The following is a 14052-nucleotide window of genomic DNA, read 5'->3' as shown; positions in this document are numbered from 1 at the left end:
GATTCTTTCTGTGTATTCCGTAAGCCGCGAAGCGGCGGTATTCCGTGTTTTTTTTCAGTGGAATTCCGTGTATTCAGTGTTTTCCGTGGTTACTCCAAGCAAAAACAAAGCAAAAAAGCCCAGAAAACATTTTCCACACGGAATATCACGGAAAAAGTAATTTGGCAAAACCCACAACAATTGAACCAAAAAAAGGGAACACCCGTTCCCGCCTCCACAGGATACTCTCTGGCTGGGGAACCACTCATTCTGTTTCGAATACAAAAAAACGTAAACTCATGAAACGTTCAATCGTCAGCACACACCTTTGTCCGGGTGCCTGTCGAAACCGGAAATACCGCGAAATCATTTCATCTATTTTCTTGAACGTAGTTTTCGGGAGTCTTTCGCGGTGGTTACTCCAAGCAAAACCACACACGCAAAACCTCCCGAAAAACCACCACGGACTACCACAGACTCCCCCCATCCCCCTCACTATTTTCCGGAGAAATCACGATGACCCCGACCCGCCGCGCCCCGGCACATACACCTCAAACAAATCCCGCATCGCAAACACCGTCTCCGCATCCGCATCCCGCACAACCACATGCTCCGCCGCAAGATCCCCCAGAACCACACACGAAAACCCCTCCTCCTTAAACCCCTCAACCACCGCATACTCATACCCCTTCCACGCATAAAAATCCAGAATCTCATACACATCCGTCGTCCGGAGACTCATCACCGTCTTCTCCGCATCAATCCCCGCCGTCGCAACAGAACCACCCGCAAAATGCACCGTCGTATCCTTCCCCGCGGGAAGCTCCCAGATATGATGGCCCATATGTTTAATCGTCGCAACCGTCCCGACCGCCGCAAGAAGCGGCACAAGCTTCGTGATCATAGTTGTCTTCCCCGAATTCGAATGGCCGATGATATTGATGATCCGCATACCCATAATATTGCACCCTAAGATCACTTTATTAATTTGCACCCGGATACATACTGAATAACCAACAGGCCTCCCGAAATATCCCGGGCGGTCGGGGAAAAGGACACTCATGAAACTGCTGATGAGCAGCGGACGAACCCCCGAACAGGGCGCCCAGCTGTACTACAAAGACACCAACGACTACTCCCGCGAAACCTCCTACTGCTTCCTCAACCCGATGGACATGATGGAAATAGGCGTCGAAGAAGACGAACACGTCCTCATCGAAAGCTCTGCCGGGAACACCATCTTCAACGTTCGCGAATCACCCGAAACCCCCGAAGGAGTAGTATTCATCCCATGCGGCCCGTACGCCAACTTCATCCTCCACGAACTCACCCACTCCACCGGCGCACCCGACTTCAAAGGAATCCCCGTCGAAATCACCGCAACCGACCTCCCCCTCAGAACCGCATGGGACCTCATGGAAGAACTCGGCGGACTCAGATACCAGATACCCGCCGGAACCACCCTCCCTGACGTAGAACCCGGAGAAAAAATCATCAAAAACCACGCATGCCCCCTCTGCGGCTGCCTCTGCGACGACATCGAACTCCACATCAAAGACGGCATCGTCACCGACGTCGTAAACGGCTGTCTCCTCTCCTCCGGCAAATTCCGCTCCCCCGGCAGAATGGTCACCCCCATCCATCGCGAAGGAAACGAATGGAAAGAAACCGACTTCGACACCGCCATCAGAATGGCCGCCGAAATGTTCGCCGCAGCCAAACGCCCCCTCTTCTACGGCTGGTCCGGCACCTCCACCGAAGCCATGCACATCGGCCTCGAAATCGCCGAAGAAATCGGCGCCGTCATGGACAACTGCTCCTCCGAATGCCACGGCCCCACCATCATGGCCGTACAGGAAGTCGGCCACCCCGGCTGTACCCTCGGACAGGTCAAAAACCGCGCTGACGTCATCGTCTACTGGGGCTGCAACCCCATCGCCGCCCACCCGCGCCACCTCTCCCGCTACTCCACCTACTCAACCGGCGCATTCCGTCCCGAAGGACGCGCCGACCGGACCGTCATCGTCGTCGACATCCGCGAATCCGAAACCGCCAAACTTGCCGACATCTTCATTCAGGTAAAACCCGGCGGAGACTACGCCCTCTTCAACGCACTGCGGGCAATCGTCCGCGGCGAACGCGACGTCATCCCCGACACCGTCGCAGGCGTTGAACGCAGCGTCCTCTTCAAAACCGCCGACATTCTGCTCAACGCGAAGTTCGGCTCCTTCTTCACCGGCATCGGCCTCACCCAGTCGCGGGGCAAATACAAAAACGTCCGCGCAGGCATCGAACTCGTCGACGAACTCAACCGGCACACCAAATACACCCTCACCCCGCTTCGCGGCCACTGGAACGTCGACGGCACCAACCAGATGTTCTCCCTCGCCGCAGGATATCCCTATGCCGTGGACTACTCGCGTGGCATCGTCCACTACAACCCCGGCGAAACCAGCGGCGTTGACATCCTCGCCAAACACGAAGCAGACGCCGTCCTCATCATCGGAACCGACCTCGGCGCACACTTCCCCCGCGAAACAGTGGCGCATCTCGCACGCATCAACACCATCGTACTCGATCCCTTCATCTCGCTCTCCACCGCAGTTGCAAAACTCCACATCCCGGTGGCATCTGTCGGCCTCGACGCCGAAGGAACCGCCTACCGACTCGACGGTGTACCCATCCACGTCAAAAAAGCCTTCAACTCCGGCATGCCCTCCGACGAAGTGATCCTCTCCCGCATCTTAGACGAAATCCGGAAAATAAAAGCAGAGCAGAAATGACCCGAAAACACGTAGCCCTCCTTTCCCTCCTCCTCTGCTGCGTTCTGATTGCCGCCCCGGCAACCGCAGCCGACACCGAATTTGATGCAGACTACACACCGGCAGGACCCGTTGTCACCGGGCAGGAACTCACCGTATCCCAGAACATCTTCGTCGGCGAACGGTTCCGGGACAGCTACACCCTTGAGTTCGACACCGACCTCACCGACCCGCTCTGGGAAATTGCACTGGTGGTGCAGAACCGGACAACACGAACATGGGAACTGCCATATGCGCATGCAACCATCAGCGGATTCACCATCTCAACTGCCGAACGCGAAACCTGGCTGGTGACAAACCTCACCGGCACCCCGTCACAGTACGACGAAGGCAAAGAGATCACCCTCTGGCAGATGAAAGTAAAGATGGCAAACGACGCAACCAAAGAGACATTCATCTCAAAACCCGTGAAAGTTACACCTGCACCAGTGCCGACCGCAGGCCCGCTGCCAAGCAGCACCGCAACAACTGCCCCGCAGACCACGGCAACCACACTACCGGCCACCACCCTGCCGACAACCCCCGCACCCTCCCTCCCGACAGCGGTCACAACTGTACCGACAACACCACCCGCAACACCGCAGAGTTCCTTCGGAGGATGTATCTCCTGCCTCGCCGCCGGCCTGGGAATCCTGCTGCTTTGGCGCAGATGACCATTTTCGAAATCCCTTTCCCCTATTTCCTCAGACATGTTCAATGAACAATGAGGAAACCGTCCGCTCCCCGGATACACCGCGGAAATTCGGTTCAAACATACCTCCCGGACTATTTCGGATGATCACACAATTCAGACCGAACCCCATTCCCCCCTCATCACTTCACCAAGTACTGATCCGTAATTTATTAATCAAACAGATGTCAATAGCTAATCATTTACAGAAAATCCGCCCGCAGGACGGGCCGGTTTTCTTTGGATAGAGAAGAGCATGATTCTTGAACTCGCATACATCACCGCCGCTGCGGTAATTTCCCTCATACTCTTTATAGCACTCGACATATTCTGGAAACTCCCGAAAGAGGGGGGAGTTTCCGGCGCTGACGCCATCAGCCGGGAAATAGTTGCGGCTGGCGGAGACAAAAACGGCGGCTGGATGCTTGGCAACATCATCTGTTCGCCCGACGCCTCCGCAGGCACACTCCTTGCCGCCTGTGGATACTGGATATGCGGCATTCCCGGCGGAATCGCCGTTGCCGTCCTCGTCTTCATCGGTGCCCGCATATGTGCCGACAAAGGCTGGGCAGGAACCAGCGGAGCACTTGCCGCAACCATCATCATCTGGGCACTCAGCACCTTTGCAGGATTCCCGCCAGAAGCCTTCATCGCCGGCATGATCATCGCCATCCTCCTTGTACAGGGCATCTCCCCCCTCCATGCAAGCCGCGCCCTTGGCAGCATCTGGAGGAAAATCTGATGCTCGAACTCGCTGCCGCAGTCTGTGCCGTAGTCGCCGTCTATGCCGCACTCCGTGCCGTCCTTGAAAAGAACACCCTGCGCAAACTTCCCTTCATCAACGTCATGAACTTCGCCGTAGCAGGCATCATCGCCCTCATCCTCCCGCACCCGCTGACCCTTGTTGCCGCCGTCGCCTACTTCGTCGGTGCAACCCTCGAAGCAAACGCCATTGCATCAGCACTCGCAAAATTAACCCCGGAGGATGAACCATGACCGAACTCTTCGCCATCCTTGCCGCACTCCTTGCCCTCATCGGCGGCATTGCCACCCTCCTCGTCAGAAACCCGTTCGACAAACTGATCACCCTTGGCATCCTCGTCTCAGGAATCATCATCTTCACAGTCAGCCGCGGTTACCTTGACGTCGCCATCGTCATCTCCCTCATGATGCCGATAGGCACCATTTTCATCCTTCTGCTGTGCCGCAAAACACCGGAGGGACAACAATGATCGGCATCGAATTTCTCATCGGCTGCATCCTCCTCCTCGCAGGTGTTACCGCAACCGCATACCCGCGTGACACAACCTACCTCACCCGGCTCATCAACATGGAAGTCGCCGAGTTCGGTCTCGTCGCAATCATGCTCGCATTCGACGAAATGCTTGCCCTTGTCACCTTCATCGCCGTCAACATCGTAACAACACTCATCTTCGTGCGTCTCATCGAAAAAAAGGAGGCACCATGACCAGAATACAGCGAATCGCAGACTACCTCGCTGAAACCGACAACCTGCCCAAAGTCTATGCCGCAGTCGTCTGCATCATCGCCGTCATCGGCCTCTGCACCGTTCCCTTCCTCACCTACCACGACGACCAGCTCTACCCCAAATCCCTCAACCCGGACAGTGCCCTCAACCCCTATGACCGGGGCGGCATACCCTTCACCGAACCTGCGCACATCATCGCCCAGTATCCCGAAAACTCTCCTGCCATCGGCTACGTCACCGCCTACCTGACGCCTGCAGGCTGGTTCCTTGCAAACACCACCATGCACCTCGGAACCACCATCGTCGGCCATCCGGGAGGAATCCTTGACGAAATTCTCTACTACACGCGAGGACTTGATACCATCGTCGAAGCCAGCATCTTCTTCGCAGCATTTGCAGTTGCCTCATTCCTGTACCGGAGGTCCAGACAATGATCGAAATCCCGCTTGCCATGCCCGGACTCTACACCATCGGCATTGCAGTCGCATTTATCGCCATCATCATCGCATTCTCCGCAATACTGCGGGAAAAAGACGACATCCACAAAATGATCATCATTGACCTCATTGAGATCACCGGACTTGTCATCATCGCACTCATTGCCACCGACCTTGCCGAAGCCCTCATCCTGCCCGGCCTTGTCGTCGGCGTCGCCGAGATCATGGCGGTCTCCGAACTCTGGCTCGCCAAAGAAAACCTCCAGCGCAAACACGCAGCCGGAAAACTCGACATCGAAGTCATGAAGACTGCACCTCCGATCATCGGCATCATGCTTGCCGCCTATGGCATCTTCCTCACCGGATTTTCCGGCGGTCTCATCGCAGCACTCGGTCTCATGATCTACTTCCTCGGCAAAAATGTTGACGTACCCTTTGCAAAAATCGAAAACGCCGCAGGTTACGCATGGGCACTCTGGGTCATCGCATTCCTCATCTTCATGATAGTTCCGTCCCAGTGGTTCCTTGCCGTCATGCTTGCCGCGGTCGGCATCATGCTCAAAGTCATGGCAAAAATGTCCCTTGTCGGAACCATGCGGGGGGTTGAATAATGTTTGAACAGATATTTGAACAGCCACTCTTCACACTGCCCTTCGGTGACATCGTCCACTACCTCTCCGGATACACCGTAGTCCTCTTCGCGTTTGCCGCGATGTTCGTCATACTCGCCGTCATCAGTCTGCCGGAAAAACCCGTTGACATCGTGTTCGGTACCGACGGCTACTACACCAAAGAGATCCCGGTGGACTTAATGAAGTTCCAGCGGTTCATGGCAATTGCCTGCGGCATTGCCACCATCGGTGCAATCACCACCGGCGACGTCTTCAACTTCACGCTCTTTGCCGCCTTCATCGGCATCCTCAACATCGGCATCGTTGCCGCCGTCAAAAACAAACACGTACTGGATGCCGCCTTCTCCTACGGGCTGGTCGTCATGATGGCAACCGTTCCCCTCTTCGCAGGCGCCGCAATCATCGCCGCGACCTGTGGTACGCTTTCCATCGGGGAGCTTGCAGTTACCGGTGCCGCCCCGCTCGTGGCCCGACTCCTCATCCTTGTCGGTGTCCTGGGAGAAGGAATGGCACCGTTCTACATTGGTAAAGCCGAGATCACCAGAGCGCCCGGCGCCCCCTACATCCTGATGATCCATGTAAGCTCCCTCCTGCTCTTCCTGCGGGCGGTCGAAATTCTCCTGACGGTGTGAATCATGAAAAAATCTACAGCATTAGCCCTTGGAATCCTGTTTGCAGCAATCGCCATTGTTGCAGCGCTGTTCGTTGCACAGATTCCCGCTCTGATTGCGGTTGTTGTCATCTCCGTCCCGGCAGCCCTCGCCTCCCTTATCTACTGGTGGTGTGCAGGAACAAAGGACGGAGACATTCCGTTTGTGGGGTACTGACATGATTGCATTCCTGCTTCTCCTCATCATTGCAGTCTTCGCCGGACTCCTGCTTCACGGTCTGCACCGCAAAGTCATCGCACGCATCCAGTCAAGACCCGGTCCTCCCGTCTGGCAGGAGATCCTCCATACCCTGAAGTTCTCCTTCAAACAGACCTGGATTCCCCGGACAGCAAGTCAGGTGATGTACGTTGCAATCGTTCTGATTGCAGTCGGTATCTGGATTGCGGCACTCTGGGTCGTCTGGACCGGAGCAAGCCTGCTGATCTTGTTTGCGCTCTACATGCTCCACAAAATCATCGAACACGGAACCGGCCTGTCATCCGGCTCCCCGTATACAAAATTCGGCGCAATCCGATCCGTCATGTCAGCGGCAGCAGAGCTGCCGCTGCTGGCAACAGTCGCAATCGTGTACCTGTTCTGGCGAACACTCTCTATTGGTGAGATAGCCGCATTCCAGATCGAAACACAGACACCAACGATCCTCATTGCCTTCCCGGCAGCAGTGTCGCTGTATCTGATCATTCTGTCCAAAGCGCACTACGGCCCGTTCTCGGTGATTGAGGCAAAAGAACTTGTCTCCGGATACTGGACCGAACACTTCGGCGGCTGGCGGGCGCTGTTAAACATCGCCATGGGCCTCAAGACCGTCGTTCTGCTCTCGGCATTTGTCCTGCTCTTCATCGGTGCAGTGCCGTGGTGGCTGATGATCATTCTGATGACCATCCTTATGATCTCCGTCTCGTTCATCTGTGCGGTAACGCCGATGCTCACTCCCTATCAAGTGGTGACGATACAGACCATCTGGACAGTTGTTGTGCTGCTCTATGCCGCGGTTGTCTGGATCGTACTCTATGCAGGAGGGATACTTGTATGAATAACCTGATCGAAAAAGCCGTTGTCGCGGGCGTCGCCTTCTACATTCTCCTGATGGCCCTTGAGGTCATCAGTCACCCTGCGATTCTCGCAGGAGCCGTCATCGGCGCCGTTCTGCTCGGCATTCTGGCGGGTGTCTTTCTCTCCTCCCGGGAACACACCGTGCACACCGGTGAGATGATACTCATCTGGGCAATGATACTGCTGTTTGTACTCTACGGAGTGCTCTACTGGTTCGGGGTGATACCATGGATCTGATCTACGAACGAAACCTTCAGCCGATGAAACTCGCCATCCTCAAAGGAACGCGGCAGGATCAGGCGGTCATCGCCCTTGCCGCACGGCTTGGCATCAGTCGTCAGCAGATGCGGAAAATCCTCATCAACGGCTGTGACATGATGATTCTGGAAAATCTCGGCCCCCGGCTTGAAGCGGCGGACGCGATCGCCGCAGGCGACCGCATCGCCGACGCACTTTCCCTTCCGCATCTGACCGCGGCAACCGGCCTCCTGCCGCCGGACGCCGCGACGGAGTTCCGCCGACGGGCCGATTCCGGCACACCCGTACCGGAACTTCTCGCAGAAATCCTTGAGGCGATAACATGACTCTCCTGCAAACCCTGAAAAACGCCGTGCGCAAACGTTCCATTCACGTCTGCTACGTGAACACCGGCTCCTGCAACGGTTGCGACATCGAAATCCTCGCCTGTCTCTCCCCCCGATACGATATCGAACAGTACGGCATCTATGTCCACAACAACCCCCGCGAAGCAGACATCATCCTTGTCACCGGCGCAATGTCTTCACAGTGGATCGACAAACTTCCCGACCTCTGGGACAAAGTCCCGGAACCCAAAGCCGTTGTCACCATCGGCAACTGCCCGATCTCCGGCTGTGCCTTCAACCGCCCCGGCTCTCTCGTTGACCCGCCGGTCAGCAAATACATCCCGGTCGCCGCAGCCGTCCCCGGCTGCCCCCCTCGCCCGACGGAGATCATCAGCGCCATCTTAAACGTTGCAGACATTCTGTTTGAAAACTACGAAACCAAAACGGAGGAAAAACCATGAAAAAAGTCGTTGATGTCTCCCTGCCGATAGGGCCGGTGCACCCCTGCTTCAAAGAACCTGCCCGCATTAAATGCGAGACCGCAGGCGAACGGGTCATCGCAACCGAGGTGGAACTCGGTTACGTCAAAAAAGGCATTGAAAAAATCATGGTGGGCCGTCCCTGGCAGGAAACCATCTTCCTTGCAGAACGGGTATGCGGCATCTGTTCCGTCGTTCACAACACGGCAATTGTCGGTGCTCTCGAAAAAATCAGCGGCATTACCGTTCCGCCCCGCGCCATGCATCTGCGTATCATCTTAAACGAACTTGACCGGATGCAGAGTCATCTGCTGGCAAACTACTCCTACTGCTACACCATCGAGCATGAGACACTTGCCATGTATCTCTTAAACCTCCGCGAAACGGTGATGGATGCAATCGAGATCATGACCGGCACCCGCATCATGGCAGCCTACGTCGTACCGGGCGGGGTGCGTGAGGACATCAGCAACGAGACCGCAACCGGTATCCGCGAAGCACTCGATCACGTCGAAGCCGAACTGCCGCGGTTTGTGAAGATGTTTGCAACCGGCCCCATGATCGCCCTCCGGTCGAAAGGCATTGGCATCCTCTCTGTTGAGGATGCAAAAGAGAGCGGCGTGGTCGGTCCGACGGCCCGTGCAAGCGGCATCGCCCGCGATGCCCGCGAGCATGAACCGCTGTATACCGAACTCGGCTGGCACATGATTACCCGAACCGAAGGCGACAACTTCGCCCGCATCATGCTCAGATTTGACGAACTGTTCCAGTCGGCGGCAATCATCAAAAATGCACTTGCAACCCTCCCTGACGGACCGGTACGGCTCGGCGGCCGTGTCACCGCCGGCCGGACACAGCACACCATCGAAGCACCGCGGGGCGACCTCACCTACGACATTGCAGTGGACGAAAACGGTCAGGTAATCTCGGTCGCCATTCAGACGCCGTCGATCATGAACGTTGAGGTCGGCTCGCATGCAATGATGAAAAATCTCGCATCCGCCGCCGACGTGACCTCGACCTTTATCAGTGCAGACCCCTGCATTGCCTGTGCGGAGCGGTAAACCATGAGCGTTGCATCCTACCTCAGAGAGTTCTGCCGGATCGGCTGGATCAAAAAGTTCCTCACCGCAAAGACCGCACCGCTTCAGGCACCCGCACACTTCCGGGACTTCCCGGAACTGACCGGCAACGAATGTACCCACTGCCTTGAATGCAGAATGATCTGTCCCGCCCCCGGCGCAATCGACGTAATTCAGCGTGAGGATGGCAAATGGGAACCGCAGATTATCCGGGGACACTGTTTCCGGTGCGGCTACTGCGTTGAAATCTGTCCGGAAGAGGTACTCGCCTCCGGAGACATTCTTGCAAAACGGCATGAACAGAACCTTGCCTTCACTCACGAATACGAAGTGCTGGTGAACCCGCTACTCTGCATGGGCTGCGGCAACTGCTGTACCGCCTGTCCCGTCAACCGCGAGATCGATCCCGATATGGGCGCAGGCGGAACATCCGTCTCCACCGACGTCCTGATGCGGATTGAAAAAGGCAAAAACACCGTGCTGCACAACGACCTCTGCAAAGGATGCAAGGTCTGCGAGGACACCTGCCCGAACGGTGCAATGCACGTTGCACGACGGGTAGAAGCAATCCAGACGGAGGAACGCTGATGACCGATTATTTTCTGAAAAATGCCTGCGTGATCGATCCGGTAAACAAAATTTCGCAGGAGAAAATGGACCTCGCCGTTGTAAACGGTCACATCGCTGAAGAACCGTCGAAGAATGCGGAGGTCATTGACTGCGGCGGAATGCTCGTAATGCCGGGAGGTATAGACTCGCACACGCATATCTGCGGAACGAAGGTGAACTTCGGCAGATACATGAGTCCCGAAGACATGCGGGCAGGCCGCGCTCCCCGCGGTCACGGCATGCGTGCCGTCTCCGGCTACAGCATCCCGACCACCTACGGCAACAGCTACCGCTACGCACTGATGGGATACACGACACTGACCGAAGGAGCGATGGCCCCCCTGGAAGCCCGCCACACGCACGAAGAGTTCCGCCACACCCCCTTACAGGACGGCCTTATCCTGACGCTGTTCGACGGCGACTGGGGTGTCATGCGGGCGGTTGCAGCCGGCGACATCAAACGCGCAGCTGCCCTCATTGCCTGGCGGCTCAACGCAGTCAAAGGTTACGGTGTGAAACTCACCAACCCACTGGGCGCGGAGATGTGGAGCTGGGGTAAAAATGTGGACTGCATCCGAAAACCGATTCCCTTCTTCGACCTGAGTCCTGCCGAGTACATCAAAGGCGTCATCGAAGCAAACGAAATGCTCGGCCTTCCGCACTCGGTGCATCTGCACTGCAACAACCTCGGTAAACCCGGAAACTACACCTGCACGCTTGGAACGATGGGGCTTGTTCCGGATCTGAACAAAAAACGGCAGACCGCCTATCTCACGCACGTACAGTTCCACTCCTACGGAGGTTCCGGCTGGGGTGATTTCTGTTCCAAGGCTGAACCGGTGTCCCGTATGGTGAATCTGCGGCCGCAGATCACCATTGACATGGGACAGGTGATGTTTGGCAGAACCACAACCATGACCGCCGACGGCCCGATGGAATTTAACCTCTACCGTCTGCATCAGGACAAATGGAGCAACCATGATGTCGAACTGGAGACGGCGTCCGGTGTAATTCCGGTGATGTACCGGCGCAAAAATCTGGTTAACAGCGTCATGTGGGCAATCGGTCTTGAACTTGCTTTGCTGGTAGAAAATCCATGGCAGTGTCTGCTTACAACAGACAACCCGAACGGCGCACCGTTTGTGAAATATCCCGAGATCATTGGCCTCCTGATGAGCCGCGAGTACCGCGAGAAGGAGTTTGCAACAGTACACGCAGGTACCGCAAAACGCGTGGTGCTTCCGTCACTTGACCGTGAACTGACATTTGATGAAATTGCGGTGATGACCCGTGCCGGTCAGGCGCGGGCCCTCGGCCTCCTTGAACGCGGCAAAGGCCATCTCGGCATTGGTGCCGAGGCGGACATTGCGGTGTACCCGATTGTGCCGGACAAAATTGATCCGACGAAGCAATATGCTGAGATCATTCGCGGATTTGCGCAGACTCGGTACACCTTTAAAGGCGGTGTTCTGATCTCGCATGATGATGAGATTGTGGCAGACAACCAGAACAGAATGTTCTGGTGCAGCCCGAAGGTTCCCAAAGCCTATGACATGGACAATGATCCTGAATTAATCCGCACATTTGAGCGGTTCTACTCGATCCGGAAAGAGAACTATCCGGTCGATGAGGAGTATTACCTTCCCCGCAGTATGAAAATTGAGACGGAGACAAAGTTATGAGACGAATTACGCTGATTGTGCGCGATTCAGTGGACCCACATCTACCAATTGAGGCTGAGGTGATAACACCTGAAACGCTCTGCAAGACCGTCCGGGTAAACGTATATGTTGGCAACCAGAAGATGCAGTTGTCCGATGTGTTTGATATCCGGGTGGACGGCGAGGCGGCAGGGCCCGGGGCAACGGAGATTATTCTGATCGGTGATGCATCCCGCGTGAAACGGGTCGGCGAGTATATGACCGACGGGCGGATCATTGTGGACGGTGACATTGGCATGCATTGCGGGGACTTTATGACCGGCGGCACAATTGAGATCATGGGCAATGCCGGTGACTGGCTGGGACGCGAAATGCTCGGTGGAAAAATTATCTGTCACGGCAACGCGGGAAACTACTGCGGTTCCGGTTACCGCGGCGGCAGGAAAGGCGTGCGCGGCGGTGAAATTCTGGTTGAGGGCAGTGTCGGTGACTACTGCGGTGAATGTCTCTTCGGCGGTGTCGTCCGGGTATTGGGTAACGCCGGTCTGCACGCAGGAACCAACATGAAAGGCGGAAAACTGATCATCGAAGGAAACGCAGTGCTGCCATGCGGTGACATGTTCGGCGGCGAGTGTACGATTTTCGGTCATGTGGACGACTTCATGCCGACGTTTGCCGAGACAGGAAAGATCGTGGAAAACGGTCGGGAACTCACTGTGTTCACGGGTGATCTCGCACACCGCAACGGCAAGGGAACGCTCCGCGTCGGTTCTTATACACGGATATAATATTCTTTTTTGCAGGGAACGTTCCGCTATGCGTGACTGTTGTTCGGCTGTCTGCCCGGTTCGCAGAATGGAGAGCAGAACCAGTTCCGGCAAATTATCCTTATAGGATGCCTGCAATACTATTATGCCATGAAAAAGTATTGGTCCGGCGTACTTCCGGAGCCGGGAGTCCGAACAATTGCCGACATGGCAAATGTGTTTGCCCGGCAGCCGACCGCCGACCCGCAAACCCCGCTCTACTTTATGTACCGCGATCTCTGGAGAACCCATGGTGATCATACCTGGCTGGAGCGCCATCACCTCAGATACGATATTACCGTGATTCCGCCCGGCGTCTTCAACGACGAGTACACCAAGACGAAAGGCCACTATCACCCGGAAAATCCGTCGGGAATGCCGTACCCAGAAGTATACGAGGTCTTATCCGGTTTCGCCTATTACCTGCTCCAGCGCCGCGACCACACGGATGTGATTCTGCTTCCGGCACACAGAGGGGATACGGTACTGATTCCTCCAGGATACGGCCATGTAACCATCAATCCCGGGCGTGAGGAACTGGTGATGGCAAACCTTGTCTCAACTGACTTTGCCAGCGAGTACGGAGAGATCGACGAGATGCACGGCGCAGCTTACTACTACATGAAAAAGGAAGGATGGGTTGCAAACCCGCATTACGGAGACCCGATCCCGATGCATGTGATGCTGCCTTTACCGTTGCCGGAGATTGGTCTTGAAGAAGGACGGAGTCTGTATGATCTCGTGGGTTCCGGAGACACACTGGATATCATGAACCGGCCGGAAGAGTACATGGATGTACTTGGGAAGTACTCCGCGGCAAAGAAAAAAATGTAACTGCTCTCCGGTTCCGGTGCAGAACAGCACCTGGTGAACGCCTAGTTGCTGGCAATCGGAATAATCTTTTTCGTAGAAGAGAGAATGGAGCTGCTCTGTTTGACACTCGTACTCGCTATCAAAAAAGGTTGAACGTGGAGATTATCCTGAGTAATCCATCTTAAAGCGATGTTTTTCAAACGTGTAACGGAAGTTAGGGGACCACACAATTGGGAAAACCATCTTTTGTGTAGCCTTAATTTTT

General features: G+C 55.7%; 21 protein-coding genes. 20 read left to right on the top strand and 1 reads right to left on the bottom strand.

Annotation, left to right across the window (positions count from 1 at the left end; translation table 11 throughout):
• On the top strand, positions 1-282 hold a 282-nt coding region (locus O0S10_RS04045), incomplete at its 5' end, for a hypothetical protein (protein WP_268924616.1).
• A gap of 208 nt (positions 283-490) precedes the next feature.
• Here the strand turns inward: O0S10_RS04045 and mobB are convergent.
• Complete coding sequence (gene mobB / locus O0S10_RS04040; RefSeq protein ID WP_268924615.1) at positions 491-931, bottom strand: molybdopterin-guanine dinucleotide biosynthesis protein B; 441 nt, start codon at positions 929-931, stop codon at positions 491-493.
• Between the two features lie 109 nt (positions 932-1040).
• Between mobB and O0S10_RS04030 the strand changes: the two genes are divergently transcribed.
• The 19 genes from O0S10_RS04030 (at position 1041) to O0S10_RS03940 (ending at position 13808) form a co-directional block, all read left to right on the top strand.
• On the top strand, positions 1041-2762 hold the full coding sequence (locus O0S10_RS04030; protein ID WP_277612739.1) for a formylmethanofuran dehydrogenase subunit B: 1722 nt from the start codon (positions 1041-1043) through the stop codon (positions 2760-2762).
• Entirely contained in the window at positions 2759-3454 is a 696-nt protein-coding gene (locus O0S10_RS04025; protein ID WP_268924614.1) for a hypothetical protein, read from the top strand. The genes O0S10_RS04030 and O0S10_RS04025 overlap by 4 nt, the downstream gene beginning before the upstream one ends.
• Positions 3455-3727: 273 nt before the next feature.
• Positions 3728-4213, top strand: a complete 486-nt coding sequence (ehaB, locus tag O0S10_RS04020; protein WP_268924613.1) for a [NiFe]-hydrogenase-3-type subunit EhaB — start codon at positions 3728-3730, stop codon at positions 4211-4213.
• Complete coding sequence (locus tag O0S10_RS04015) at positions 4213-4467, top strand: EhaC family protein (RefSeq protein WP_268924612.1); 255 nt, start codon at positions 4213-4215, stop codon at positions 4465-4467. Before ehaB ends, O0S10_RS04015 begins: the two co-directional genes overlap by 1 nt.
• A complete protein-coding gene (locus O0S10_RS04010; RefSeq protein WP_268924611.1) occupies positions 4464-4703 on the top strand; it encodes an EhaD family protein in 240 nt (79 codons plus the stop codon). Before O0S10_RS04015 ends, O0S10_RS04010 begins: the two co-directional genes overlap by 4 nt.
• Positions 4700-4939: an EhaE family protein gene (locus O0S10_RS04005; protein WP_268924610.1), complete on the top strand. Its 240-nt coding sequence runs from the start codon at positions 4700-4702 to the stop codon at positions 4937-4939. The genes O0S10_RS04010 and O0S10_RS04005 overlap by 4 nt, the downstream gene beginning before the upstream one ends.
• Entirely contained in the window at positions 4936-5394 is a 459-nt protein-coding gene (locus O0S10_RS04000; protein WP_268924609.1) for an EhaF family protein, read from the top strand. The genes O0S10_RS04005 and O0S10_RS04000 overlap by 4 nt, the downstream gene beginning before the upstream one ends.
• Entirely contained in the window at positions 5391-6008 is a 618-nt protein-coding gene (locus O0S10_RS03995) for an EhaG family protein (RefSeq protein WP_268924608.1), read from the top strand. The genes O0S10_RS04000 and O0S10_RS03995 overlap by 4 nt, the downstream gene beginning before the upstream one ends.
• On the top strand, positions 6008-6661 hold the full coding sequence (locus tag O0S10_RS03990) for a hypothetical protein (protein ID WP_268924607.1): 654 nt from the start codon (positions 6008-6010) through the stop codon (positions 6659-6661). Before O0S10_RS03995 ends, O0S10_RS03990 begins: the two co-directional genes overlap by 1 nt.
• Before the next feature lie 3 nt (positions 6662-6664).
• On the top strand, positions 6665-6856 hold the full coding sequence (locus O0S10_RS03985) for a hypothetical protein (RefSeq protein WP_268924606.1): 192 nt from the start codon (positions 6665-6667) through the stop codon (positions 6854-6856).
• 1 nt (position 6857) lies between these two features.
• On the top strand, positions 6858-7733 hold the full coding sequence (locus tag O0S10_RS03980) for a respiratory chain complex I subunit 1 family protein (RefSeq protein ID WP_268924605.1): 876 nt from the start codon (positions 6858-6860) through the stop codon (positions 7731-7733).
• A complete protein-coding gene (locus O0S10_RS03975; RefSeq protein ID WP_268924604.1) occupies positions 7730-7990 on the top strand; it encodes a hypothetical protein in 261 nt (86 codons plus the stop codon). Before O0S10_RS03980 ends, O0S10_RS03975 begins: the two co-directional genes overlap by 4 nt.
• Positions 7981-8337 (top strand): EhaM family protein, encoded by a 357-nt coding sequence (locus tag O0S10_RS03970; protein ID WP_268924603.1) that lies wholly within the window; start codon positions 7981-7983, stop codon positions 8335-8337. Before O0S10_RS03975 ends, O0S10_RS03970 begins: the two co-directional genes overlap by 10 nt.
• A complete protein-coding gene (locus O0S10_RS03965) occupies positions 8334-8798 on the top strand; it encodes an NADH-quinone oxidoreductase subunit B family protein (RefSeq protein WP_268924602.1) in 465 nt (154 codons plus the stop codon). The genes O0S10_RS03970 and O0S10_RS03965 overlap by 4 nt, the downstream gene beginning before the upstream one ends.
• Positions 8795-9880 (top strand): hydrogenase large subunit, encoded by a 1086-nt coding sequence (locus O0S10_RS03960; RefSeq protein WP_268924601.1) that lies wholly within the window; start codon positions 8795-8797, stop codon positions 9878-9880. Before O0S10_RS03965 ends, O0S10_RS03960 begins: the two co-directional genes overlap by 4 nt.
• A 3-nt stretch (positions 9881-9883) precedes the next feature.
• The gene (locus O0S10_RS03955) at positions 9884-10486 is read left to right on the top strand and encodes a 4Fe-4S dicluster domain-containing protein (RefSeq protein ID WP_268924600.1); all 603 of its coding nucleotides are present in this window, start codon (positions 9884-9886) and stop codon (positions 10484-10486) included.
• Positions 10486-12189, top strand: coding sequence for a formylmethanofuran dehydrogenase subunit A (locus tag O0S10_RS03950; RefSeq protein WP_268924599.1), 1704 nt, complete (start codon positions 10486-10488; stop codon positions 12187-12189). Before O0S10_RS03955 ends, O0S10_RS03950 begins: the two co-directional genes overlap by 1 nt.
• Positions 12186-12956, top strand: a complete 771-nt coding sequence (locus O0S10_RS03945) for a formylmethanofuran dehydrogenase subunit C (protein WP_268924598.1) — start codon at positions 12186-12188, stop codon at positions 12954-12956. Before O0S10_RS03950 ends, O0S10_RS03945 begins: the two co-directional genes overlap by 4 nt.
• Before the next feature lie 129 nt (positions 12957-13085).
• Complete coding sequence (locus tag O0S10_RS03940) at positions 13086-13808, top strand: glucose-6-phosphate isomerase family protein (protein ID WP_268924597.1); 723 nt, start codon at positions 13086-13088, stop codon at positions 13806-13808.
• The last annotated feature ends 244 nt before the right edge of the window (positions 13809-14052 follow it).

The sequence above is a fragment of the Methanocorpusculum petauri genome (assembly GCF_026891975.1).
Classification (GTDB): Archaea; Halobacteriota; Methanomicrobia; order Methanomicrobiales; family Methanocorpusculaceae; genus Methanocorpusculum; species Methanocorpusculum petauri.
This window is presented reverse-complemented; position numbering and strand designations above follow the sequence as displayed.